This is a genomic window from Thermodesulfobacterium sp. TA1, from assembly GCF_008630935.1.
Lineage (GTDB): Bacteria > Desulfobacterota > Thermodesulfobacteria > Thermodesulfobacteriales > Thermodesulfobacteriaceae > Thermodesulfobacterium.
Map to the genome: position 1 here is coordinate 298,809 of NZ_CP043908.1, position 22,833 is coordinate 321,641.

Consider the following 22,833-nt stretch of genomic DNA (forward strand, 5'->3'; position numbering starts at 1 on the left):
CTTTAAATAAGCTCCCCGGGCAGGACTCGAACCTGCAGCCTATGGGTTAACAGCCCACCGCTCTGCCGATTGAGCTACCGGGGAATATTCTATCAGAGATAGATAAAAAATATATTAAAATCAGATTTTGTCAAGCCCTATCAGGGGGTGTTTATAAAAAAATTTGGTAAAAAGTTTTTTTTTATAAGGATAAGTTTTGCTGTAAGCAAAAAGTTATACACCCTTGCCTTGATGGATAGAAATAGCAAGGGTAACTCTTAATTTTCAAAGAAATAAAAACTAAAGTCTTAAATTTAAGATCGTTTTTTGTTTAAAAACAAGATAAGACTACATAGGCAGAAACTTCTATGGTTTGTTCTCGTTTTGGACTGGGAGCTTCTATCTTTTCTTTTTCTTCAGGAAAACTTTTGAGAGAAAAGGCTTTTTGTATGATAATCCCTTCGTTACGTTGGTCGAGGTTTAAAGTAGTAATATAACAAGTTTTGTTTAAGGTATTAGAAACCTTCTCCGCAAATTTCATGGCCTTAGTAATTAGGTTAAGTTTTAACCCTTCTATAACAGCTTCCAGATCTTTTTCTGCTATACTCCAATAACTGTTGGTTACAGAAAACTCAAAGGTGTTTCCATAATCTTTTTTTACTTCATTAAGTAAAGAGTAAACCTTGGTTTGATCATTAAGGTCTTTCAATTCAAATAAATAAGAAAGATTACCCTTATATCCATCACATATCTGTTGGTTTTCTATCCACTGACAATGTTTGTAGAGGTTATACCGTCCTCCTTGATAGTTTAGTCCTAAACCCTTTATCTTTTTATCGATTGCTCCTAACAGGTTTATCACGTCTACTTCTTTAGGAAGGGGTTGAGTAGAGATTTCGATCGCGAGCTTTAATAGGTTGGGGACTACCTCTTTTTTTTCTTTAAGAGAGGTTGAAACCGTGGTTATTTTAGGCTGAGGCTTTTTGGTTTCAGCGTTAGCTAAATCTTTAATTAAACCAAAAAATAACCCGGTTATACCTAAAAAAATTAAGACTCTATAAAGATGTCTATACATAAAGGGTAACCTCCTAACAGGGCTTTTGAGGTATTTTGAGACTAAAATCTCTTTTTGTCAACTCGATTTTTTATTTTTGTTTTTATGGCAAAGTTCCTTTTCCTATTCTTTTCAAGATTATATTTTCACCCTTATAGAGAAAAAAACGCTTGTTTTTTTGAGATATTATTATATTCTAATTATAATGGACTGGATAAAATTGATAGATCCTCTTAAAGAACTGGTTTTAGAAGTTGGTAGTTTTCAAAGGGAAGCATATTTTTCTTCTAACGAGGTTTTTTATAAAGGTAAGATAGACCTTGTAACTTCTGTGGACTTAAAGTCTGAAGAAAAACTTAAGCAAGGGCTAACAAAAATCCTTCCTTTTGTTCCTGTTTTGGCAGAGGAGAGCTATCATCCTCAAAAGGATTTACCTGAGGTTTTTTGGTTGGTGGACCCTTTAGATGGCACTACCAACTTTGCCCATCGTCTTCCTTGGTTTGCCATTTCTGTGGCGTTAATGCAAGGGAAAACTCCGGTTTTAGGGATGGTTTATAATCCGATGACAGCAGAGCTATTTTACGCGGTTAGAGGACAAGGGGCCTACTTAAACGATCAACCTATTAAGGTTTCTTCTGTAGATAGTCTATTAGGTTCGTTGTTATGCACCGGTTTCCCTGTGTCTAAGATTATGGACAATCCTGACATATTTATCCCGTTGTTTAAAGAATTTATGACCAAATGTCAAGGGGTTAGAAGGTTTGGGTCTGCGGCTTTAGATTTAGCATATGTTGCCTGCGGAAGATATGAAGGCTTTTGGGAGCCCTATCTTAAACCTTGGGATACCGCAGCAGGTGTGCTTCTTGTAGAAGAGGCTGGAGGTAAAGTAACCGACTATCGGGGCAACTCTTATAATCCTTTTTTAAACACCATCGTTGCCTCAAACGGTTTCATCCATCAGGCTATGATAGAGATTACCGCAAAATATCATCCAGACACCTTTAAACCTTATAGGAACCCATTTCCTACGGTAGATATAATCATCAAGTTTGCAGAAGGGATTGTGCTGATTTCCAGGAAAAATCCGCCTCAAGGCTGGGCTTTACCAGGGGGTTTTGTAGACTATGGAGAAACCCTTGAACAAGCAGCCATAAGAGAGGCCAAAGAGGAGACAAACTTAGACGTGGAAATTCAATACCTTCTTGGATGTTACTCAGATCCTAAAAGAGACCCAAGGTTTCATACCGTCTCAACTGTTTTTGTAGCTAAGGGTAAAGGAGAACTAAAAGGGATGGATGATGCCAAAGAGGCTAAAGTTTTTAAATTAGAAGAAATTCCTTGGGATTTTTTAGCCTTTGATCATGCGCAGATTCTTAAAGATTTTTTAGAAAAGGAAAAGAAAATCAGCGATGAAGTTAAATAATTGGATAACCCTTATAAGAGAAGAGCTTAAAGAACCCCTTAGGGTTATAGTCTATGACCAGAGTAAGGTAGTAACCTTTTTCTTAGAGGAGGTTTTAGAGACTTATCAAATAGAGTTGATATCTGTTGAAAAGTTTTCTTTTGCAGAGGATAGCCTTTTTCAGATAGCGGTGTTGGTGGTTCAAGGAGGAGAAGATTTTTCTTTTCTTTTAAAAAAGATAAAAGAAACCTATGAAGAGGCTAAAGTTTGTGTGATTTTAAACTTTTTAAAAGAAGAGGATATAGGGCGTTATTTTGATTTAGGGGTAGATGAGGTTGTGTTTAAGCCTTTTAGCCTAAACGAGCTTAAAGCCAGACTGTCTAAGCTTTTTAAAGAATATTACTTAGATAAAAAGATAAAACGCTTCTTGATAGAAGACCCTCTTACCGGAGTTTATAATCGAAGATTTTTTGAGGAAAAAATAAGGGAAGAAGCCTATAAAGCCCTTAGACAAAAATATCCTCTTAGTTTGATGATGATAGACCTTGACAACTTTAAGTGGTATAACGACTATCTTGGTCATAAAGAAGGTGATGCTCTGTTAAAGCTGGTGGGAGAAACCTTGTTGCATAGTGTAAGATTAGGGGTAGACCTAGTGTTTAGGTATGGGGGAGACGAGTTTGTTGTTCTTTTACCTTATACTACAAAAGAACAAGCTGAGCAGGTAGCAGAAAGGATTAAAAAAAATTGGGAAGTCTATAACATTCCTAACGTTAAACTTTCTATAGGAATAGCTCAACTGCAAGATAAAAAGAACTTAGAAAAGTCTATAGAAGAAGTAATTACTAAGGCAGACGCTTTGATGTATGCCGAGAAAAAAGCTAATAAAGTATCGGTCTAAACAAGTTTTAATCTTAAACTTTCTAATCTGGGGTTTACCTTCTCTATCTTAACGGTGATTTCTTGTCCAGGGGTAAGGTTTTCTTTGCAACCTACTAATTCTCCTGTAAGGTTAAAATCGATTAAATAGACCTTAGCTCGTTTATTTTGAACCTGCAAAACCAAGCCTGGTAAAGGTTGTTCCTTGGCTTGAGTTTGCAGGTATTTAAGAAGAAAGTATTTTTCTCTTTTGTTTTGAAGAAACATAGCTCTTTGGAGATTGGTTTGTAGCTCTGGTAAGAGTTCCTTAAGATCTTTTTCGGAAAGAGGGTTTCCTCCGGTAAGAAAGGCCTTTAACTGATGCTGGTTTATTAAGTCAACAAAACGTCTTATAGGAGAACTCAAAGTGGCGTAGGCCTCAAGCCCTAATCCAGAGTGGTACTCTGGATAAAGAGAAAGCTCTGATTTAGCCAAATATCTTAGCTGAAGGAGTTTAAGATAGAGACTTTCTTCAGGGTTTTCTATTATCTCTGAAGGTTTAGGCTGAGAACGAAAGATGGCAGGAAGTTGGTTTTGGTGTAAAAATTTGGCCCCTAAATAGTTGGTAAGAACCATCGCTTCAGCCACCAACAGTCTGGCAGGGGTCATCTCTATTTTAAACACAGAAATCGTCCCGTCTTTTGCTACTTTAACTTCAACCTCAGGCAAAAAGATAGCCAAGGCACCTCTTTCTTCTCTTTGTCTTTTGAAATTCATAAAAATTTGATAAAGTCTTTGCCAGAAAGGGTCTCCTGAGATTAAATAAGAGTCTACCTCGTTATAGGTGAGTCTTTTTTTTACTTTTATAAGAGAAAGTACTACTTGAAAGTCTTTCAGCTCACCCTCTTTCCCCAAGTAAATTTTAAAGGTCATAGCAGGTCGAATCTCTCCTTGTTTTAAGCTAAACCGCTCATGGGAGAGAGAAAAAGGAAGCATAGGAATGATTTTTTCTGGAAGATAAAGAGTTAAAGCCCTTTCTAAAGCAGCGTTCCAGAGAGGAGTACCAGGGTTAATAAACTCAGCAACCTCTGCGATATGCACATAGATTAAACATCCGTCTTCTTTTTCTTCAAAACTTAAAGCATCGTCAAAATCTTCTGTATCTTCTGCGTCTATCGTAAAGGTCTCTAAATGGGTTAAATCTTCTCTTGGTAAATCATCTAAAGGTGACAAACAGATGTTTTCTGCTTGATTTAATTCTTCTGGTGTAAACTCTAAAGGAAATTTAGTTTTTAAGAGGTCTACGTTTTCGTCCTCATCAAACTGGTTTAGTTTAACCAAAAGGTCAAAAATTTGGGTTTGGTCTGTAATTTCTGCCTTTTCTAATACTTCTTTTATCAGCTTATTAGAAGAACTTTGATCTTCCCATAAAAAGTAGTCTTTTAGACTAGATATCCAGAAGTCTACGATGTCCTTTTCAAACCTTTCTGTGTGCCCTGATTTTAAGGCCTTTAAAACTTCTACTCCTTGGTTTATTTTTTTTATTTTTTCAAGCTCCTTTTCTCTTCTGTGAAGTTCCTTTTCTACCTCTTCCCGAGAGGTTATCTCAACTAAGTTTGGTTCCTTTAGTTTAAAGTAAAGTTTTTCCTCACAAACCTTCCTTAAAAAACCTGCTATCTCGTCCTCATTTGGCAAAGTTCCTAAGAATAGTTCTACCAACTCTTTGGCTGAAAAGACCTCTCCTTCTTCAACCACTACTTCCCATAGGTCTTTAAGGTTAAATTTGTCTTTTAGTTTTTCTCTGTTTGCGTTTTTTTCTTTGAGAAATTGTAATATTTGGTTTAAGTCTTTAAAAGAAACAGGTTTTTCTTCAAAGGATATCAAGGCTTGGTGGTTTATAAGTTCCTCTTTTCCTGAGGATAAAACTACGTGCAGGCGTTTTCCTTTTATGTCTTTTACATAGACGGTGGTTATTTTTTCTCGATAAAAGAGATCAACTATTCGGTTTTTAAGAAGGTTAAGGTCCATCACTGGGCAATTTGTAGGGCTTCTTTAAGGTTTAAGGTACCTTCATAAAGGGCTCTTCCGGTTATGACTCCTATCAAACCTTCTTTTTCGTAAGCTTTAAGTTTTTTGATGTCCTCTAAGGTTGAGACCCCTCCTGCTAAGATGATAGGATGGGCAGAGACTTGAAGAGCCTTTTCTAACCTTTCTGTCTCTACTCCTTTTTGGGTTCCGTCTCTTTCTATAAGGGTTAAGATAATAGCAAAAAGGTCAAGCCCGTTTAAACTTTGGATAAATTCTAAATAATCAATATCCGAAGTTTTTATCCATCCTGCAATAGCAACTTTATCCCCTCTTACGTCTACGCTTACGATTATTTTTTTAGGATGTTTACTACATAAACTTTTTAACCAATCAAGTGAGGATACCGCCTTGGTTCCTAAGATAACTTGAGAGACTCCCTTTTTAAGATAGGTTTCTACGTGTTCTTCTGTTCTTATTCCACCTCCTACTTGCACAGGGATATCAAGGTTTTGAGTTATTTTGATGATCAAGTCTTGATGGACCGGGTAGCCTTCTTTAGCTCCGTCAAGGTCAACTATATGGAGTCTTTTTGCTCCTTCTTGTTTAAAAAAACGGGCATATTCTTCGGGATCTTCCCCATAAACCTTGGTTTTTTCATAGTCTCCTTGAAAAAGTCTTACTACTTTGTGATTTCTTAAGTCTATAGCAGGAATTACCAACATGTTTTACCTCTTTTCTGCTGGAAATTTTTGAACAAGGATTTCTATCCCGTTTGCAGCCAATTCTTTAGCGGTAAGCCATTTAATTTTTTTGTAGATTTTGAAGTTTAACAAGTTTTCGCTCAAAGGTTTCTGGGTTTCGTCAAACAGTTCAGACCAAATAATCCTACCTGAAGCCCCGTCATAAAGCACTAAGGTAAAGGCTACGCTTGCCGGTTCATTAACAGAAAAACCGCTTCCTTCTCTCTCTTTATAACGATAAACTTTTCCATAAAGGATAGCATCTGCGCTGGTTTTTAAGGATAAATTTTTAATAAACTCAGGGAAACTACGAGTTTCTGAAAGACTTTCTGAGATAAGGACTTCTGCTTCATGTTTAGAAAGAAATTTAAACTGATAAGGCAGGTTGGCAGCTTGCAATCTTTCTTTCAGTATCTGGGTAAGGGTTTCTGTAGCTGAAAACATGATAGGACCAGAAATTATACCTTTAAAAGGCACATAGAAAACTTCCTTTTGCTCTGGACTGTAAACCTCAAAAGGAAGGACTAAGATGGTTTTCAAAGAAGTAGGAGTATAAGTAGGTTGGGAAGGAGAAGAGGCGCATCCACCAAAAACTAAACATAAACTTATAAGAAAAAACAGTTTTTTCATAAAAAACCTCTCTAAGGCTTTTTGTAGTATTATAACACATTAACCGGGTTTATGCACTAAATCCAAAAATAAAGGTCTAACTTAGACCAGTTTTTTAGTTGGTGGCTTAAGTTGACGAAAAGGTTTTTTAACACTATATTTGCAGTATATTACCATAGGATTTAGAGAGAATGTGGCAAAACTTGGTCAGACGGATTTTTAATCTGGATAAAAAAAATACCAACGTTAAGACAGAGTTTATAGCAGGTTTTACAACCTTTATGACGATGGCTTATGTGCTTGCGGTGGTTCCTTCCCTTCTTTCTAAGACAGGTATGCCTAAAGAACCACTTTTTACCTCTGTTGCGTTGATGTGTATGTTTTCAACTTTTTTAATGGGGGTCTATGCTAATCTACCCTTTGCCTTAGCCCCTGGAATAGGACTATGTGCTTTTTTTACCTATACCGTAGTTTTAGGTATGGGATATTCCTGGCAAACCGCCCTTACTGCTGTTTTTTTAGAAGGGATAATTTTTATCTTTCTTACCGTTACTAACCTTAGGACCGCTATTGCCAAAGCTATTCCCGAAAATTTAAAAAAGGCGGTTTCTGTAGGTATAGGGCTTTTTATAGCTTTTATCGGACTCCAGAACGCCCACATTGTAGTCAAAAACCCTAATGTACTTGTACAATTAGGGGATTTAACTCAGGCAGAGGCTATTTTAGGTCTGATAGGGATAATCCTTACGGGGGTATTGCTTTTTTTTAGGATAAAAGGGGCCTTACTTTTAGGAATACTTATTACTGCAGCCTTGGGAATACCTTTAGGAATAACCCGTTTAGATGGTTTTCAATTGATATCTTTTCCCTCTTCTTTGTCTTCGGTCTTTTTTAAATTTGATTTTAGTCAGTTTTTTTCAGGAAATTTCTTAATCATCGTGCTTACCTTTCTTTCTATAGACCTTTTTGATACCATAGGAACCCTTATTGGAGTTTCTACTAAGGCAAAGCTTGAAGAAAGGTTTGGAGAAGGTATAAGCTTTAAGCGAGGGCTTTTGGTAGATGCCATAGGTACAACCTTAGGGGCTATGTTTGGTGTTTCTACGGTTACGGCTTACATAGAAAGTGCCTCTGGGGTTGCAGAAGGGGGCAGGACAGGTCTTACCTCGGTTTTTACTGCTTTCTTTTTTCTTTTAGCCTTGTTTTTTTCTTCCCTTTTTTTATCTATCCCCCTTTGTGCTATAACCCCTGCTTTGGTTTTGGTGGGACTTTTTATGTTAACCACCATCAAGGAGATAGATTTTGAAGATTTAACCGAAGGGCTTCCCGCCTTTTTAACCATCATGTTTATGCCTTTAACCTTTAGCATAGTAAATGGTATTATCATAGGGGTATTAAGCTATGTAGGTTTAAAACTTTTATCTGGAAGGATAAAAGAGGTACCATTTCCTACCCTTTTGATAGCTTTATTTTTTATAGCTAAATTATGGGTAGGCTTTTAACTCTTTAATGAAGTTGGTTTACAACGGGTTAGGTTAGGGTTATAATTATTTTTAGGTTTGTTTGGTATGGATCCTTTAAAACTACTCGAAAAGTATGGCAAAGAGAACCCTGAGTTTTTAAAAATTATAATCGCTCATTCTCAGGCTGTTGCGGAAAAGGCGTTAGAAATAGCCAAAAAGTTTAAGCAGATAGACTTAGAGTTGGTTTATCAAGGGGCTATGCTCCATGATATAGGTTGTTTTTTTACTTATTTTCCTAAGCTTAACGAAAGCACCAAAGAACCTTATATAAAACATGGAGTGATAGGTAGGATCATTTTAGAAAAGGAAGGGTATCCAGGGCTTGGATTAATTTGCGAAAGGCATATAGGAGTAGGGATAACTAAAGAAGAAATCATAAAACACAATCTACCTCTTCCTCCAAGGAATATGGTTCCCCAGACTTTAGAAGAAAAAATCATAGCCTTTGCAGATAAGTTTTTTTCTAAACTTCCTGAAAGGCTTAATAAAGAAAAATCTATAGAGGAAATAAAAAGAGAGCTTGGAAATCATGGAGAGGAAAAGGTAAGAATTTTTGAAACCTGGTTAAAAGAATTTTCTTAACAAGGGGGAAAGGATGAGTAAATTAGCTATCATCGGGGCAGGTGCAGTAGGAACAAGTTGTGCCCATTGGGCTATGGTAAAAAATACCGCCCAAGAAATCGTGTTGGTTGACATCATTCCAGATTTAGCCAAAGGTAAAGCCTTAGATTTAGCTCAAAGCTCACCGCTTTATGGTTTTTCAGGAAAAATTGTAGGAACCGAAGATTTTTCAGCCATAGAGGGTGCAGATGTAGTGGTAATTACAGCCGGTAAACCCAGGCAACCAGGAATGTCAAGAGAGGACTTGATAAACATCAACGAAAAAATCGTAAGCTCTTGCGCAGAAAACGTTAAAAAATATGCTCCTCAGTCTATATTGATCGTAGTTTCTAATCCGCTTGATGCTATGGTTTATGTAGCTTTTAAGGTAACAGGGTTTCCTAAGGAAAGGGTGATAGGGATGGCTGGGGTGCTTGATTCAGCCCGTTATCGTTATTTTTTGGCAGAAGCTTTAGGTGTAAGTCCTAAAGATGTGCAGGCCTTGGTAATGGGAATCCATGGAGACCTCATGCTTCCTCTGGTGCGCTTGGCTAACATCTCAGGTATACCTGTTACCGAACTTCTTCCCCAAGAGAAAATAGAGGAGGTAGTGCACAGGACAAAGTTTGGCGGTGGAGAAATCGTATCTTATCTTAAAACAGGTAGCGCCTTTACTACCCCAGGGCTTTCCGTAATAGAAATGGTAGAAAGTATCTTAAAAGACGAAAAACGGGTGCTTACCTGTTCGGTATATTTAGAAGGTGAATATGGAATAAAAGGAGTTTTCCTTGGGGTTCCTGTAGTTTTAGGGAGAAAAGGGGTAGAAAGGGTGATTGAAATTAAGTTATTACCCGAAGAGGAAGAAGGTTTAAAAAAATGTGCAGAATATTGTCAGGAACTTCTTTCTTTTTTGACCATTAAATAATAGGAGGTGAAATGCTTGGCAGTAAGCATTTTTTCCAGTTTTTGTTTATATTAGTTTGTACGGTTTTTGGGGGAGGCATTTTGTTTTATTTTTATCCTGATAAAGGTTATTTTTTCCCAGCTTTAGGAGGTGCAGCCGGTTTGTTTTTGGGGTTGTTGGTAGTCTTTATCGAAAAAAAAATAAAGGACCTTCCTTTTTTGCAGCTTTTGGGTAGTTCTATCGGTTTGTTGGTAGGGTTGGGGGTTGCAAGGCTTATTTCTTCTGTTTTTAATCAAGTGTTAGGCAATACTGTTTGGGAAATCTTTCTTTACATCATGAGTATGTTAGGGTTAGGATATTTAGGTCTCGTTCTTGGGGGAAAAAAGTTTCAAGAATTAAAAGTCTCAGATATGATAGAGAAAACTTTAGATAAACTACTTGCCAAGGCTCTTACTCCGATTTCTACGGTTTCTAAAAAACTTTCTAAAAAAGACGCATTCAAAGATTTTTCTAAAGAAAACCTTAAGGTGCTTGATACTAGTGCCATTATAGACGGAAGGATAGTAGATATTGCTAAGGTAGGTTGGATTGAAGGAACGGTGGTAATTCCTAAGTTTATTTTAGAGGAGATCCAGTTTTTAGCAGATAGCACAGAACCTATAAAAAGAGAAAGAGGACAAAGGGCTTTAGACCTATTAAATGAATTAAAAAAACTATCTAAGGTAGACCTTAAGATTGTGGAAACTAATTATCCTAAAGGACCTACCGACGAAAAGCTTATCAAGTTTTGTAAAGAAACAGGGGCAAAGTTGATTACTACTGACTATAATTTGAATAAGGTTTGTCAGTTAGAAAAAGTAGAAGTCCTTAACATAAACGACTTGTTTTTGGCTCTTAAACTGCCGGTTCATCCAGGAGAGATACTTAAGGTTCAAGTAGTAAAAGAAGGTAAAGAGAAAGGGCAAGGTGTAGGTTATCTTGAAGACGGAAGTATGGTGGTGATAGAAAACGGAAGGCCTTTTATAGGAAAGGAAGTAGAAGTAGTAGTAACCCATCTTTTACATTCTTCAAGTGGAAGAATAATCTTTGCTCAAATCAAAAGATATGCCTAAGATCTCAATTTTGCCAGAAGAAATAAGGGGAAAGATTGCAGCCGGAGAAGTGGTAGAAAGACCGGCTTCTGTAGTAAAAGAGTTGGTAGAAAACTCCTTTGATGCCCAAGCTTCTTACATCCGAGTAGTGCTTAAAGAAGGTGGTTTAAGAGAGATTGCGGTTTATGACGACGGAGAAGGGATGGATTTAGAAGACCTAAAGGTTTGTTACCATCACTTTGCTACCAGTAAAATAAAAAACCTGGCTGATATTTTTAGGGTAGTAACCTATGGATTTAGAGGTGAGGCCCTTGCTAGCATTGCTCAAGTTTCAAGAATGAATATTGCAAGCCTAAGAGAAGGGCAGGAGATAGCTTACCAAATAGAAATAGAGGCTGGAAAAGAGGTAGGAATTAAACCGGTTCCTTTAAAAAAGGGGACCTTGGTGGTGGTAAAAGACCTCTTCTTTAATCTACCTGCCAGAAAAGCTTTTTTAAAGTCTCCTCGCACAGAAACCCTTAAGGTATTAGAGGTATTTAAAGGCCTTTGTCTTTCTCATCCAGAACTTAAGTTTGAACTTAAAATCCAAGATGAAAAAGAAAAGGTGCTTTTTTCTTGGGAAGGAGGTTCATTAATAGGTCTTTTGCAAAAAATTACAGGAATTGAGCAAAAACATTTTCAAGAGATTAGGTTAGAAAACCCACCTTATGTGGTAGAACTAACTCTTACCGATACCTCCTATACCCTTCCTCATACGAGATACCTTTGGGTTTTTGTTAACCAAAGATGGATAAAGGATGAAAAGTTGGTTAAGATGCTTATCAATGCCTTCAAACCTTTTTATGGTAATCTTGGTTTCCCGGCAGGGGTGGTTTCGATAAAGGTTCCTTATCATTTGGTGGATGTAAACGTCCACCCTGCTAAATGGGAAGTAAGGTTTAAGGATGAAAGAGCCTTGCACCATCTTTTAGCTTTAGCTTTAGAAAAAATTTTTGCGGAAAAAAAGACCTTTTACCGCCCTACTTTTTCGGAAGAGGGTTTAAAAGTAAAAGAGGACCTCCCTTTAGATTATACAGAATGCTCAAAAACAATCTTCTATCCAAGAAAAGAAGGTTCTACTTTTCGGGAGCTCAACTTATCTACCTTTAGATCCAGGGATTTTAAATACTTAGGTACCTTTCAGCAGACCTATTTTTTGGTAGAAAAGGAAGATAAACTTTACTTGATAGACCAGCATGCCCTCTCAGAAAGATTGATTTTTGAAGAACTAAGGGAAAAATATAAAAAAGGGGGTTCACAGAGCTGCCTTTTCTCCTTACCTTTAAGGTTAAGTCCCGATGGGTTTGTTAACTTTCAAAACCAGCGTAAGGTATTAGAAGAAATAGGGTTTGGTTTTGAGGTTTCAGAAGAGAAGGTTTTTTTAACAAAAGTGCCTACAGTTTTTAAGGAGGATGTAAGGGAGCTTTTAGAAGAACTCTTAGAGGGAGGTTTTTTAGACCCTAAGGTTTTACTTAAGGAGGTTTTAGCAGGTTATGCCTGTAGGCTTGCCAGAAAAAAAGGGGATTTTCTTTCTGAAAACGAAGTCTATGAGTTATTAGAAGTTTTTTTTGAAAAAAAGGTTCAGACATGCCCTCATGGGCGACCGCTTTACTGGGTAATCGAAGCTTATGAAATAGAAAAAAGGTTAAGACGTAAGGTATGAAGCCTCAAGGTTTGGTAATTTTAGGTCCCACTGGGGTAGGTAAGTCTGAGGTGGCTTTGTTTTTAGCTAAGCATTTAGAAGGGGAAATTATAAACTTTGACTCCCTTCAATTTTATAAAGATTTAAACATAGGTACAGCAAAACCTACTGAACAGGAAAAGAAAGAGGTCCCTCATCATCTTTACGATATTTTAAACTTAGAAGAGGAATTTAACGCTGCTAAGTTTGTAGAGTTAGCCGACCAAACCATCGCCGAGGTTTTAGGAAGAAATAAACTTCCTATTTTAGTTGGAGGCACGGGGCTTTATCTTAGGGCTTTAGAATATGGTTTGTTTCCTTTAGAGATACCAGAAGAGATAAGAGCAAAGGTAATGAAAAGAGCAGAAAAAGATTTAGAGGGATTATATCAAGAGCTAAAGAACCTTGACCCAGAATATGCAGACAAGATTTCTTGTAGAGATAAAGTAAGGATTACAAGAGCAATGGAGGTTATCTATACTACCGGAAAACCTTTTTCTTTTTTTCATAAAGAACACCCTTTTTTCAAAAAAAAACGATATAATTTTTTTAAAATCGGTTTGATTTTATCAAGAAAAGAACTTTATCAAAGGATAAATCAACGGGTTCTTAAGATGATAGAGGTAGGTTGGATAGAGGAGGTAAAGAGGCTTTTATCAAAAGGTTTTGGACCTTATTTAAAGGTTTTTAAGGCTATAGGTTATGGATATTTAGTAAGATATTTAGAAGGGGAACTTAGCTTAGATGAAGCTATAGCTCTTATTCAAAGAGATACCAGGCGGTATGCTAAGAGACAGATTACTTGGTTTAAAAAAGAACCGGATGTATTTTGGTTTTCTCCAGAAGAAAAAGAAAGGATTCTAATTTGGGTAAGGGAGAGGCTATCATGGAAAGCATGACAGGTTTTGGTAAAGCAAGTTTTCAAATAGAAGGACTTAAGGTTACCGTTTATATAAAAAGTGTAAACTCTAAGTATTTAGACCTTTCTCTAAAACTCCCTAAAAGATATACTTTTTTAGAAGAAAGGATACGAAAAACGGTGGTAGAACGTCTTTCTCGAGGAAAGGTGGAAATACAGATAAAACATACAGGACTTCCGTTAGAAGGAAGAGAGGTTTTTTTAGACCTGCAGACAGCGTTAAACCTTAAAGAGGCTTTAGAAAATCTAAGGAAAACTTTGGGATTTTCAGAAGGATTAACTTTTTCCGATTTTTTAAGGTTTAGAGAATATCTTATGTTAGAAGACAAAGAAGAGGAACTTGATAAACTTTGGGAAGAGGTCTATCCACCCCTTAAAGAAGCTTTAGAACAACTTAAAACCGCGAGGTTAAAAGAAGGTGCCTATTTAAAAGAGGTGTTAAAATCTCATTTAGAATGCTTAAAAAAAGAGGTAGATAAGATAGAAGTCTTGATGCCTCAAGTGACCAAAGAAAACCTCGAAAAGTTAAAAAATCGACTACAAAAACTGGCAGAAGAGGTTAAGATTAAAGAGTTAGACGAAAACCGGTTTTATCAGGAAATGGTTTATCTTCTTGATAAAATGGATTTTACTGAAGAACTAAATCGTTTAAAGGTCCATCTTAAGCATTTTGAAGAAACTTTAGAAGAAGATTTTCCGGGGAAAAAACTGGATTTTTTATGCCAAGAGATGTTTAGAGAGGTTAATACTTTGTCTAACAAGGCTCAGTCTTCTGAGGTATCTTTAATAGCAGTAAGAATAAAAGATTTGATAGAAAAATTAAGAGAACAGGTGCAAAACATAGCCTAAAAACAGGAGGTTAAGGTTGTTAGAAAGACTTAAGGTTTATTCAGACCTTTTAAAGTTTGAACATACCGTTTTTGCCCTTCCTTTTGGTTTGGCAAGTTTGTTTTTGCTTTATCAAGAGTTTCCACCGTTTAGGAAAATAGTTTTTATTTTGGTAGCGATGATAGCAGCCAGAACCCTTGGTATGGCTTTAAACCGTTTGATAGACAAACCCTTTGATGAAAAAAACCCCAGAACCAAAGTCTGGCCCCATGCAAGTGGGCTGGTAAAGGACTGGGAGATAAAACTTCTTATATTTTTTAGTGGTACGGTTTTTGTGATAAGTTGTTATGCTATCAACTTTTTGGCTTTAGTCTTAAGCCCGGTGGTAATTTTTTTTCTATGGTTTTATCCCTATGCTAAAAGGATAACCTATTTTCCTCATTTGGTCTTAGGGGTGGTTTATTTTCTTATTCCAATAGCCATAGACGTTGCTTTAAATGAGAAGATTTCTCAACTTGCGATTCTGTTAGGGATAGCGATGGGTTCTTGGGTATCAGGTTTTGACGTGCTTTACAGCCTTCAAGACTATGAGTTTGATAAAAAAATAGGGCTTAAATCTATTCCAGTAAGGTTTGGAATACCTAAAGCCTTACGTATAGCAAGACTTTTTCACGTGATTACTTTTTTGGCTTTGGTTTTTGTAGGGTTGGTCTATCCTAAAATTACTTGGGTTTACTATTTAGGGCTTTTTTTGATAACCCTGTTTTTGGTATACGAACACAGGTTGATAACCGAAAAGGACCTTTCTAAGTTAAATAAAGCCTTTTTTACGGTAAATGGGTTTATCAGTTTCGTGTTTTTACTGGTTGTTTTACTAAACGAATTGTACTTTAGTTTTTTTAGGTATTAGATGAAAACATTGGCTTTTATCAACCAAAAAGGCGGAGTGGGTAAAACTACGGTATGTGTTAACCTTGCCAGGGCTTTAAGCCTAAAAGGCTTTAAGGTTTTAGTAGTAGATTTTGACCCTCAGGCTAATGCTTCAAGTGGTCTTGGGATTAGGGTTAAAAAAGAGCAAAGTATCTATCAAGCTATCGTGGAAGGAGACCCAACCCCTTTTATTAAACAGCCTTTCCCTGAACTTTATCTTTTGCCTTCTTCTATAGACCTTGTAGGCTTAGAAATAGAGTTAGTAGGCTATTCTAAAAGAGAATATGTGCTTAAAGAGTTGTTAGAAAAAGGAAATTATAACCATCAACCTATAAAAAGTTTTTTTGATTTTATTTTTATCGATTCTCCTCCTTCTCTTGGTTTGATTACCGTTAACATCCTTACTGCTTCAGAAGGTGTAGTTATACCTCTTCAGTGTGAATACTATGCCTTGGAAGGGCTTTCTTTATTGGTTAGAACGATAAAAGGAATTAAAAAAAGTTTAAATCCGAACTTGGTGCTTTTTGGTTTGGTTTTGACGATGTATGACAGTAGGAACCGTCTTTCTCACGAGATAGCAGAAGAGGCAGAAAAGCATTTTAAGTGGATTATTTTTAAGACCAAGATCCCTAGAAGTGTAAAAGTTAGCGAGGCTCAAAGTTTTGGAAAACCTGTGTTAGATTATGACAGACAAAATAGGGTATCTCTTGCCTTCCAAGATTTAGCCTTAGAATTTCTTAGTCGGATAAAAGAAAGAGAAGGTTTAGGATAAGTTTTTGCTATTGAAGATTTCTAAGTTTGTGAAATAATATAAAACAAACGAAATAAAGGTAAGTTATGTCAAAAATAAACCTAAGTGAAACTGCCAGAAATTTAGCTCAACCCATTTTACTTCCAACAGTTAAATTTCTTTCTGGACTTAACGTTCATCCCAACGTTATTACCCTTCTTTGTTTCTTTGGTTTTGTTTTAAGTTCTCTTTTTATAGCCTATGGAGAGTTTTTTATCGCAGGGGTGTTGTTAATTCTCTTTGCCCCTCTTGATGCTTTAGATGGGGCTTTAGCCAGGTTTAGCAATAAGGTTTCCTCTTTTGGGGCTTTTTTAGATTCTACCTTAGATAGATATGGTGAGATTTTTGTTTTTTTTAGCCTTTGTTATTATTTTATCGCTTATAATCAGCCTTATCAAGCACTTTTAAGTTTTTTAGGAATTACAGGGTCTTTGATGGTAAGTTATACACGAGCTAGAGCCGAAGGCGCAGGTTTCGAATGTAAAATCGGGATGTTTACACGGTTTGAAAGGATTGCTTTTTTAATCATAGCCCTGCTTTTTGACCTAATAACCTTATTTTTAGTGGTTATTTCAGTTTTTACGCATTTAACAGCTTTGCAAAGGATTTTATATGTGTATAAAAACCAAAAGAGGGGTTAAAGATGTGTTTGGCCTATCCTTATAGGATTGTGGAAGTAAAAGACGAGTGGACAGCCATAGCCGAGGTGCAGGGGGTAAAAACCGAGGTTGCCCTACATCTTCTTCCAGAAAAAGTGAAAGAAGGAGATTGGGTGCTTGTGCATGTAGGTTTTGCCATCAAACGACTTAGTGAAGAAGAAGCCCAAGAAAGTTTGAGGTACTGGGATGAAATACTTAGGCTCACTCAACCAAACGTGGAATAGTTTTAAAGACCCTCAGAGGGTAAAGCTTTTAGCTGAGCTTATCAAAAAAGAAGTAGAGGCAATAGGAAGGCCTATAAACATCATGGAATTTTGCGGAGGCCATACTCACGTTATCTTAAAAAATGGGTTAGACGAACTATTAAAAGGCTATGTAAACTTTTTACACGGGCCTGGATGCCCTGTTTGTGTAACCGCTTTAGAAAGGGTAGATTTAGCCATAGAGTTGGCTAAGCTTCCAGGGGTCATCCTTTGCACTTATGGGGATTTGATGCGGGTACCTGGGTCAAAAAGAACCAGCCTTTTAAACTTAAGGGCTGAAGGCTATGATGTACGTCCGGTTTCTTCATGTTTAGAGGCTATCAAAATAGCTCAGGAATTTCCTGGGAAAAAGGTGGTGTTTTTTGCGATAGGTTTTGAGACCACTGCTCCCCATACCGCAGTCCTTATTAAACAAGCCTATCAATTAGGAATTTCAAACCTTTGGGTGGTCTCAAACCATATCTTAGCGATAGAAGTGCTTGATTATCTTCTAAAAAGCGAAGAAAAACCTTTTATAGAGGCCTTTATCGGTCCAGGACATGTAAGCACCATCACCGGTACTAAAGTTTATCAACCGATAGTCCAGAAATACGGAACCCCTATTGTGGTTTCAGGGTTTGAACCTTTAGACCTGCTTCAGGCGGTTTATTTAATAGCTAAACAAAAGAGAGAAGGGCGTTGTGAGGTAGAAATTCAGTATACCCGTTCGGTTGACCAACAAGGCAACCTTAAGGCCCAAGAGCTTTTAAAAGAGGTTTTTGTAATAAGGGACTTTTTCCCTTGGAGAGGATTGGGGGAGATACCTAACAGCGCCTATGCCATAGCCCCTAAATATGAAACTTTAGACGGAGAAAGGGTTTTTAAAATAGACCTTTCTATTTCTAAAGAACATCCTCAGTGTTTATGCGGAAAGGTTATAAAAGGGCTTAATAAACCTACTGATTGTAAACTTTTTGGTAAAGCCTGCACCCCTCAAAATCCTGTAGGTCCTTGTATGGTCTCTTCAGAAGGTGCTTGCTTAGCTTATTTTAAGTACAGAAAGATTTCTTAGAAAGCTCTTACTTTAAAGGATTAAGAAGAAATGAATAATAAAAAAGGGGCCTCAAACGAGGCCCCTTTTTTAGGCTAAAAGTTTTTATATTAGAGGACCTTTACTCTTTTAATCTCTTTACCTTTTGCGTCTAACAGATGAACAGCACAGGCAATACAGGGGTCAAAGGAATGGATGGTTCTTAATACCTCAAGAGGTTTTTCAGGGTCGACTATCGGATTGTTGATCAAGCTTTCTTCATAAGGTCCTCTTTTACCTTTTTCACATCTTGGGCTCATGTTCCAGGTAGAAGGTACTACTGCTTGATAGTTTTTAATTTTCCCTTTTTCTATGACTACCCAGTGAGAAAGGGTACCTCTTGGGGCTTCGTGAAAACCTACGCCTTTGATTTCTTTAGCAGGAAATTCAACTTTATTCCAAATGGCATAGTCTCCTTTAGCGATGTTTTTCTCAAGGAGGTTAAGATGTTTCAAGGCAAGATCAGCCAACATGGCAGCCCTGATAGCTCTGGCTAAGTGTCTTCCCATCGTAGAGTGGAGGTCATCAACCGTTAAGTTAACCCCTAAGGCTTTAGCCTTTTCTACTGCATAGTTTACCCATTTCATCGTTAGTTCATGTTTACAAGCAATACCCACCAATACTTGAGCCAAAGGCCCGACCTGCATAGGTTCTCCTTTAAAACGAGGAGCCTTAGACCAGCTGTATTTACCGTTAGGGTTAAAGTCAGTGTAATTAGGAACGGTTTCACCCTGCCAAGGATGTCTTGGTCCAGTATCTTTGTACCAAGAATAAGCAACACTTTCAGTGACGTTATCTCTGAAATAGGGATCATTAAAGCTTTTAATCGGGGTGTAAGTAGCTAAGTTACCGTTAAAGATGGTTCCACCAGGAAGGTCAAACACCGTACCTTTGGTGTCAAGAGGAAGGTCAGGAACTGCTAAGTAATTATCAACTCCTCTTCCAATCTTAAACCAATCTTTATAGAGACAACCGATGGCGATTACATCATTAAGGTAAACTTCTTGAATAAAGGTTTTTACCTTCATAAGCAATTCGCGGGCAAAGTCTAATCTTTCTGCGTTAAGAGTGGCTAAGTTGTCAGGATTTATGGCTAAGGCTACTCCACCTACCACTAAAGTCTGAATATGAGGAGTTTTAGCACCAAAGATGGCTACCACCTTATTAGCCTCAAATTGGTAGTCTAAGGCTGTAAGGTAATGGGCTACAGCAAGTAGGTTTACCTCAGGAGGAAGCTTCATCTGAGGATGTCCCCAATATCCGTTGGTAAAAGGTCCGATCTGCCCTCTTTCTACAAATTTTTTAAGGGTATCTTTTACCTTTTTAAAATAGGTAACAGAGTTTCCTTCCCATGGAGAGATGCTCTGAGCAAGTTCAGCGGTTTTTTTAGGGTCAGCCTGCAAAGCAGAAACGATGTCTACCCAATCAAGGGCTGATAAGTGGTAAAAATGCACCATATGATCGTGTAAAGCATGGGCACAAAGTATGATATTCCTTACATACTGGGCGTTTAAGGGAATTTCCATCCCTAAAGCGTTTTCCACAGCTCTAACAGAAGCCATAGCATGAACAGTGGTACATACTCCGCAAAATCTCTGGGTAAAAGCCCAGGCATCTCTTGGGTCTCTACCTTTAAGTATAACTTCTATACCTCTCCACATCTGACCAGAAGACCAGGCATTTACCACCTTTCCTCCGTCTACCTCTACGTCTATTCTTAAATGCCCTTCTATTCTAGTTATTGGGTCTATGGTAATCTTCTTAGCCATACTTTAACCTCCTTATTTAGTCTATTTTATGTTCAGTTTGATTATTCCATGATAGGCTTGTAAAATGGACTCATCTCATCCCAGAAGTTGGGCTCTACACAACCTATACATCCATGACCTGCTCCAACCGGCCAAGCACCTACATCACAGAACTTGATAACACTACAGTTAGCATAGGTGATAGGACCTCTGCATCCAACTTTATAAAGACAATAACCTTGTTTGTGCCCTTCATCTCCAAAGGCCTCAGCAAAACGGCCTTCATCGAAATGTGGCCTTCTCTCACAATGATCGTGGATAAGTCTTCCATAAGCAAACTTAGGTCTTCTCATTTTATCAAGTTCAGGAAGTTTACCAAATGTAAGAATATAACTAATGGTAGCAAAGAAATTGTAAGGATTAGGAGGACAACCAGGAATGTTGATTACCTTTTCGTTACCGATTACCTCTGGAACACCTACCGCTCCGGTTGGGTTAGGTTTAGCGGCTTGAACCCCACCAAAGGCAGCACAAGTCCCCATGTTGATTACTAATTTAGCATCTTTGGCTACTTCTTTTAAGATTTCGATAGCAGGTTTTCCGGCTATTTTACAGTAGATACCACCATCTTTGGTAGATACCGCACCTTCTACTACACAGATGTATTCTCCTTTATAAGTTTTAATGGTTTCATGAAGCACCTCTTCTGCTTGATGACCTGCTGCTGGCATTAAAGTTTCGTGATACTCAAGGTTAACTATATCAAGCAAAAATCTTGCTAAAGGTGGATGAGAAGACCTGAGAAGTGATTCAGTACATCCGGTGCATTCCATAAAATGAAGCCATACCACCGTGGGCTTAGGACCTTTTTTAAGGGCAGCCTCTACTTTTTCTACCATAGAAACAGGAAGACCCATAGTAGCGGTAACTACAGTACATATCTTTAAAAAATCCCTTCTACTAAGTTCTTTAAAGTTAAACATACGCATACCTCCATTTTTTAATATCTTATAAGATATAAGAGTATATTAATTTGCGAAAAAAGTCAACTTTAACTTGCTAAGTTTTTTGATTAATAAGCAAGATAATTTAAATTTAACAAAAGTTTTTTAATAAAATTTTTAAGATTTCTTAAGTTTTTAAGTTTTTAAGTAATCCCTATTAAAGAGAGGTAGGTAAGATAAAATCGTTCAAACCATTCCAAATAGGCTCTTTTTTTATTTTTAGTAAACTTGGTATACCATTTAGAAAGGCTTAACTCCTCTGCTAAGGTACAAAAGATGTCAATGGCTTTTTCGCTTTCTAAAGGTTGGGGTAAGTTTTTAGCTTTAAGACTGTAAAGGGCTATGTTTTGGTAGATTTTTTTTATTTTTTCTTCATAATCAGGTATATCTATTTGTTGATAAAGGGCTGGAATAAGGGTTTCTGACCAACCTCTATGAAATCTACAAAAACCAGCGTTAGAGATCTCAAGTTCTTTAATGGCTCTCTGATAAACTTGTTTAGCAAACTCCTCTGGAGAGGTAAAGGCGAGACAATAGTCTGTCCAGTATTTTCCGGTGATAAAGATGGGAATAAGAAAGCCTTTAGTCCAATAGAAGTTTGGGGTCATATAGCCTTGTTCTCCGTAAGGCTGATAAAGGGTTAAATTTTTAAAAGAAATCCCTATAGAAACTATCCTCTCTTCGTAAAGAGTTTCTAAATGTGCTACTGCCTGTCTTAGTCCTTTTTCTGCGATAAGAGAAAGAATTTTATTTTTGTGGCTAACTAAACCTTCGATAATCTCAAGGGCTAATTTTCCGTTAACCTCCCAGGCCTTAGGGTTTAGTTTGAAAGGGTCTAAACAAGGCGGTTCAGAAATCCCTACCTCTTCGCAGGTTAAAAGACCTTTTTGGACAGCCTCTAACAGAAACATAACGATATGTCCTGCTTCTATAGCGTCAAGCCCTTTTTGATCTATTAGGTCAACCAGGGTTGAGGCTAAATCTAAGTTAAAAACCCCTATTAAAGGGCCTATACCCTGAAAAGGTTCGTAGTCAACCTTTTTCCCTTTCCAGACTTTTTTACAGGCTACTGGACAAGGTTCCCCGCAGGTTTTCCAGGTTTTAGCTTGTTCAAAGGTTAGTTCTTTAAAGGGTTCCCAATAATGAGAGATTATAAGCTCAGCTATTTTTTTACGAAACTCTCTTTTAAGATAGATACTGTTAAAACAAAAGGTGGGCAACCATTCTTTATAATAGGGATAGTTAGCCCCAAAAGTGCCTCCTGCTCCGATCTTGGGGTCAAACCTATACTTTAAAGTAGCAGAATTAACGGCTGAAAGATAGTCTCTTGAGGTAATCCTTTGAAAAAATTCCTTAAATTTATTTAAATCTCCAAAAATCTCAGGGACCTTTACATTAACCGTCCCTCCTACTATCAGCCCTACTACCCCATGGGCTTGGGCTAATACTGAACCTGGACCTGCCCTTCCTGCAAAGTCTTCACTTCCTTGGATCAATTCCCTTTTTTCAGGGTTTACGTCTATTGATACCAAGGCCCCAAGTTTAGTAGAAAATGCCCCTTCTCCTACTAAGACCGCTCTTGCTCGGTTTTTGACAAAAAAATCTGTATAGGTGTCTAATAAGTATTTGGTAAGAGCATAAGCCCCCTTGTACCCTTGATAATTAGCATAAACTTCGTAAAGTTTTTCTTTTTCTATGTATTCAAACCTTACCTTTATGCCTTCAGGACCTCCTTCTACAAAGATTAAAAGAGGCTTAGAACTTTTTCCAAAAATAGCAAACCCATTTACTCCAGACCTGATAAACTTATAAGCTACACCTCCCATCTCTGAGACATGAAGTCCGAGGCTTTCCGGACTCCTAAAAACAGCTACCAACCTATGGGATCCAAAGAGTTTGCCTCCAGCAAAAGGACCAGCCCCTAAAAACAGTACGTTAGTCCCTGAAAAAACCTCTTCTTTAAAGCTTTCTAACTCCTCTAGATGGATTTTAACCCCTATGTCTACGGGCCCTAAATAAGGAGGTATAGGATATTCTTTGACCTTCCAGGTCTTGGTGTTTGCATCTATCCAGAGGACTTTATAATCATTCATTTTAAAAACCTCTAATAAGTTT

General features: G+C 37.3%; 21 protein-coding genes and 1 tRNA gene. 14 read left to right on the forward strand and 8 right to left on the reverse strand.

The annotated features are described in order from the left end of the window. Window positions 1–11 precede the first annotated feature (11 nt). Together F1847_RS01600 and F1847_RS01605 are read right to left on the reverse strand one after the other, a co-directional pair. A tRNA-Asn gene (locus F1847_RS01600) sits at window positions 12–84 on the reverse strand. A gap of 226 nt (window positions 85–310) precedes the next feature. After that, a complete protein-coding gene (locus F1847_RS01605; RefSeq protein ID WP_150071363.1) occupies window positions 311–1,054 on the reverse strand; it encodes a hypothetical protein in 744 nt (247 codons plus the stop codon). A gap of 184 nt (window positions 1,055–1,238) precedes the next feature. On the opposite strand from F1847_RS01605, the gene F1847_RS01610 reads away from it, so the two are divergent. Both F1847_RS01610 and F1847_RS01615 read left to right on the forward strand, forming a co-directional pair. Continuing rightward, window positions 1,239–2,456 carry an inositol monophosphatase family protein gene (locus F1847_RS01610; protein WP_150071364.1) on the forward strand — a complete coding sequence of 406 codons (1,218 nt, stop codon included), beginning with the start codon at window positions 1,239–1,241 and terminating at the stop codon, window positions 2,454–2,456. Next, on the forward strand, window positions 2,443–3,336 hold the full coding sequence (locus F1847_RS01615) for a diguanylate cyclase (RefSeq protein ID WP_150071365.1): 894 nt from the start codon (window positions 2,443–2,445) through the stop codon (window positions 3,334–3,336). The genes F1847_RS01610 and F1847_RS01615 overlap by 14 nt, the downstream gene beginning before the upstream one ends. Here the strand turns inward: F1847_RS01615 and F1847_RS01620 are convergent. From F1847_RS01620 to F1847_RS01630, 3 genes are read right to left on the reverse strand one after another with little or no spacing between them, the layout of a single operon-like run. Then, on the reverse strand, window positions 3,333–5,321 hold the full coding sequence (locus F1847_RS01620) for a ribonuclease catalytic domain-containing protein (protein ID WP_150071366.1): 1,989 nt from the start codon (window positions 5,319–5,321) through the stop codon (window positions 3,333–3,335). The genes F1847_RS01615 and F1847_RS01620 overlap by 4 nt on opposite strands. Continuing rightward, complete coding sequence (gene hisA, locus F1847_RS01625; protein ID WP_150071367.1) at window positions 5,321–6,043, reverse strand: 1-(5-phosphoribosyl)-5-[(5-phosphoribosylamino)methylideneamino]imidazole-4-carboxamide isomerase; 723 nt, start codon at window positions 6,041–6,043, stop codon at window positions 5,321–5,323. Before hisA ends, F1847_RS01620 begins: the two co-directional genes overlap by 1 nt. 3 nt (window positions 6,044–6,046) lie before the next feature. Next, the gene (locus tag F1847_RS01630) at window positions 6,047–6,691 is read right to left on the reverse strand and encodes a hypothetical protein (RefSeq protein WP_150071368.1); all 645 of its coding nucleotides are present in this window, start codon (window positions 6,689–6,691) and stop codon (window positions 6,047–6,049) included. A 170-nt stretch (window positions 6,692–6,861) separates the two neighbouring features. On the opposite strand from F1847_RS01630, the gene F1847_RS01635 reads away from it, so the two are divergent. From F1847_RS01635 to hypD, 12 genes are all read left to right on the forward strand, one after another. Then, window positions 6,862–8,172 carry an NCS2 family permease gene (locus F1847_RS01635; protein WP_150071369.1) on the forward strand — a complete coding sequence of 437 codons (1,311 nt, stop codon included), beginning with the start codon at window positions 6,862–6,864 and terminating at the stop codon, window positions 8,170–8,172. Window positions 8,173–8,238: 66 nt separating this feature from the next. Continuing rightward, a complete protein-coding gene (locus F1847_RS01640) occupies window positions 8,239–8,775 on the forward strand; it encodes an HD domain-containing protein (RefSeq protein ID WP_150071370.1) in 537 nt (178 codons plus the stop codon). Between the two features lie 13 nt (window positions 8,776–8,788). Continuing rightward, entirely contained in the window at window positions 8,789–9,718 is a 930-nt protein-coding gene (mdh, locus tag F1847_RS01645) for a malate dehydrogenase (RefSeq protein WP_150071371.1), read from the forward strand. An 11-nt stretch (window positions 9,719–9,729) separates the two neighbouring features. Continuing rightward, window positions 9,730–10,809 carry a PIN/TRAM domain-containing protein gene (locus F1847_RS01650; RefSeq protein ID WP_150071372.1) on the forward strand — a complete coding sequence of 360 codons (1,080 nt, stop codon included), beginning with the start codon at window positions 9,730–9,732 and terminating at the stop codon, window positions 10,807–10,809. Then, window positions 10,802–12,490, forward strand: a complete 1,689-nt coding sequence (gene mutL, locus F1847_RS01655; protein ID WP_150071373.1) for a DNA mismatch repair endonuclease MutL — start codon at window positions 10,802–10,804, stop codon at window positions 12,488–12,490. Before F1847_RS01650 ends, mutL begins: the two co-directional genes overlap by 8 nt. After that, on the forward strand, window positions 12,487–13,407 hold the full coding sequence (gene miaA / locus F1847_RS01660; protein ID WP_150071374.1) for a tRNA (adenosine(37)-N6)-dimethylallyltransferase MiaA: 921 nt from the start codon (window positions 12,487–12,489) through the stop codon (window positions 13,405–13,407). The genes mutL and miaA overlap by 4 nt, the downstream gene beginning before the upstream one ends. Then, complete coding sequence (locus tag F1847_RS01665; protein WP_150071375.1) at window positions 13,395–14,276, forward strand: YicC/YloC family endoribonuclease; 882 nt, start codon at window positions 13,395–13,397, stop codon at window positions 14,274–14,276. Before miaA ends, F1847_RS01665 begins: the two co-directional genes overlap by 13 nt. 16 nt (window positions 14,277–14,292) lie before the next feature. Then, window positions 14,293–15,165: a UbiA-like polyprenyltransferase gene (locus F1847_RS01670; RefSeq protein ID WP_150071376.1), complete on the forward strand. Its 873-nt coding sequence runs from the start codon at window positions 14,293–14,295 to the stop codon at window positions 15,163–15,165. After that, window positions 15,166–15,957 carry a ParA family protein gene (locus F1847_RS01675; RefSeq protein WP_150071377.1) on the forward strand — a complete coding sequence of 264 codons (792 nt, stop codon included), beginning with the start codon at window positions 15,166–15,168 and terminating at the stop codon, window positions 15,955–15,957. 65 nt (window positions 15,958–16,022) lie between these two features. Continuing rightward, window positions 16,023–16,616, forward strand: coding sequence for a CDP-alcohol phosphatidyltransferase family protein (locus F1847_RS01680; RefSeq protein ID WP_150071378.1), 594 nt, complete (start codon window positions 16,023–16,025; stop codon window positions 16,614–16,616). A 2-nt stretch (window positions 16,617–16,618) separates the two neighbouring features. Continuing rightward, window positions 16,619–16,858: a HypC/HybG/HupF family hydrogenase formation chaperone gene (locus tag F1847_RS01685; protein WP_150071379.1), complete on the forward strand. Its 240-nt coding sequence runs from the start codon at window positions 16,619–16,621 to the stop codon at window positions 16,856–16,858. Next, on the forward strand, window positions 16,821–17,948 hold the full coding sequence (gene hypD, locus F1847_RS01690; RefSeq protein WP_150071380.1) for a hydrogenase formation protein HypD: 1,128 nt from the start codon (window positions 16,821–16,823) through the stop codon (window positions 17,946–17,948). The genes F1847_RS01685 and hypD overlap by 38 nt, the downstream gene beginning before the upstream one ends. A gap of 89 nt (window positions 17,949–18,037) precedes the next feature. On the opposite strand, the gene F1847_RS01695 is transcribed toward hypD, so the two are convergent. From F1847_RS01695 to F1847_RS01705, 3 genes are all read right to left on the reverse strand, one after another. Further along, a complete protein-coding gene (locus F1847_RS01695) occupies window positions 18,038–19,735 on the reverse strand; it encodes a nickel-dependent hydrogenase large subunit (protein ID WP_150071381.1) in 1,698 nt (565 codons plus the stop codon). Window positions 19,736–19,776: 41 nt separating this feature from the next. Continuing rightward, entirely contained in the window at window positions 19,777–20,697 is a 921-nt protein-coding gene (locus F1847_RS01700) for a hydrogenase small subunit (RefSeq protein WP_150071382.1), read from the reverse strand. A gap of 164 nt (window positions 20,698–20,861) precedes the next feature. Next, window positions 20,862–22,811, reverse strand: a complete 1,950-nt coding sequence (locus F1847_RS01705) for an aldehyde ferredoxin oxidoreductase N-terminal domain-containing protein (protein WP_150071383.1) — start codon at window positions 22,809–22,811, stop codon at window positions 20,862–20,864. Window positions 22,812–22,833: the final 22 nt, after the last annotated feature.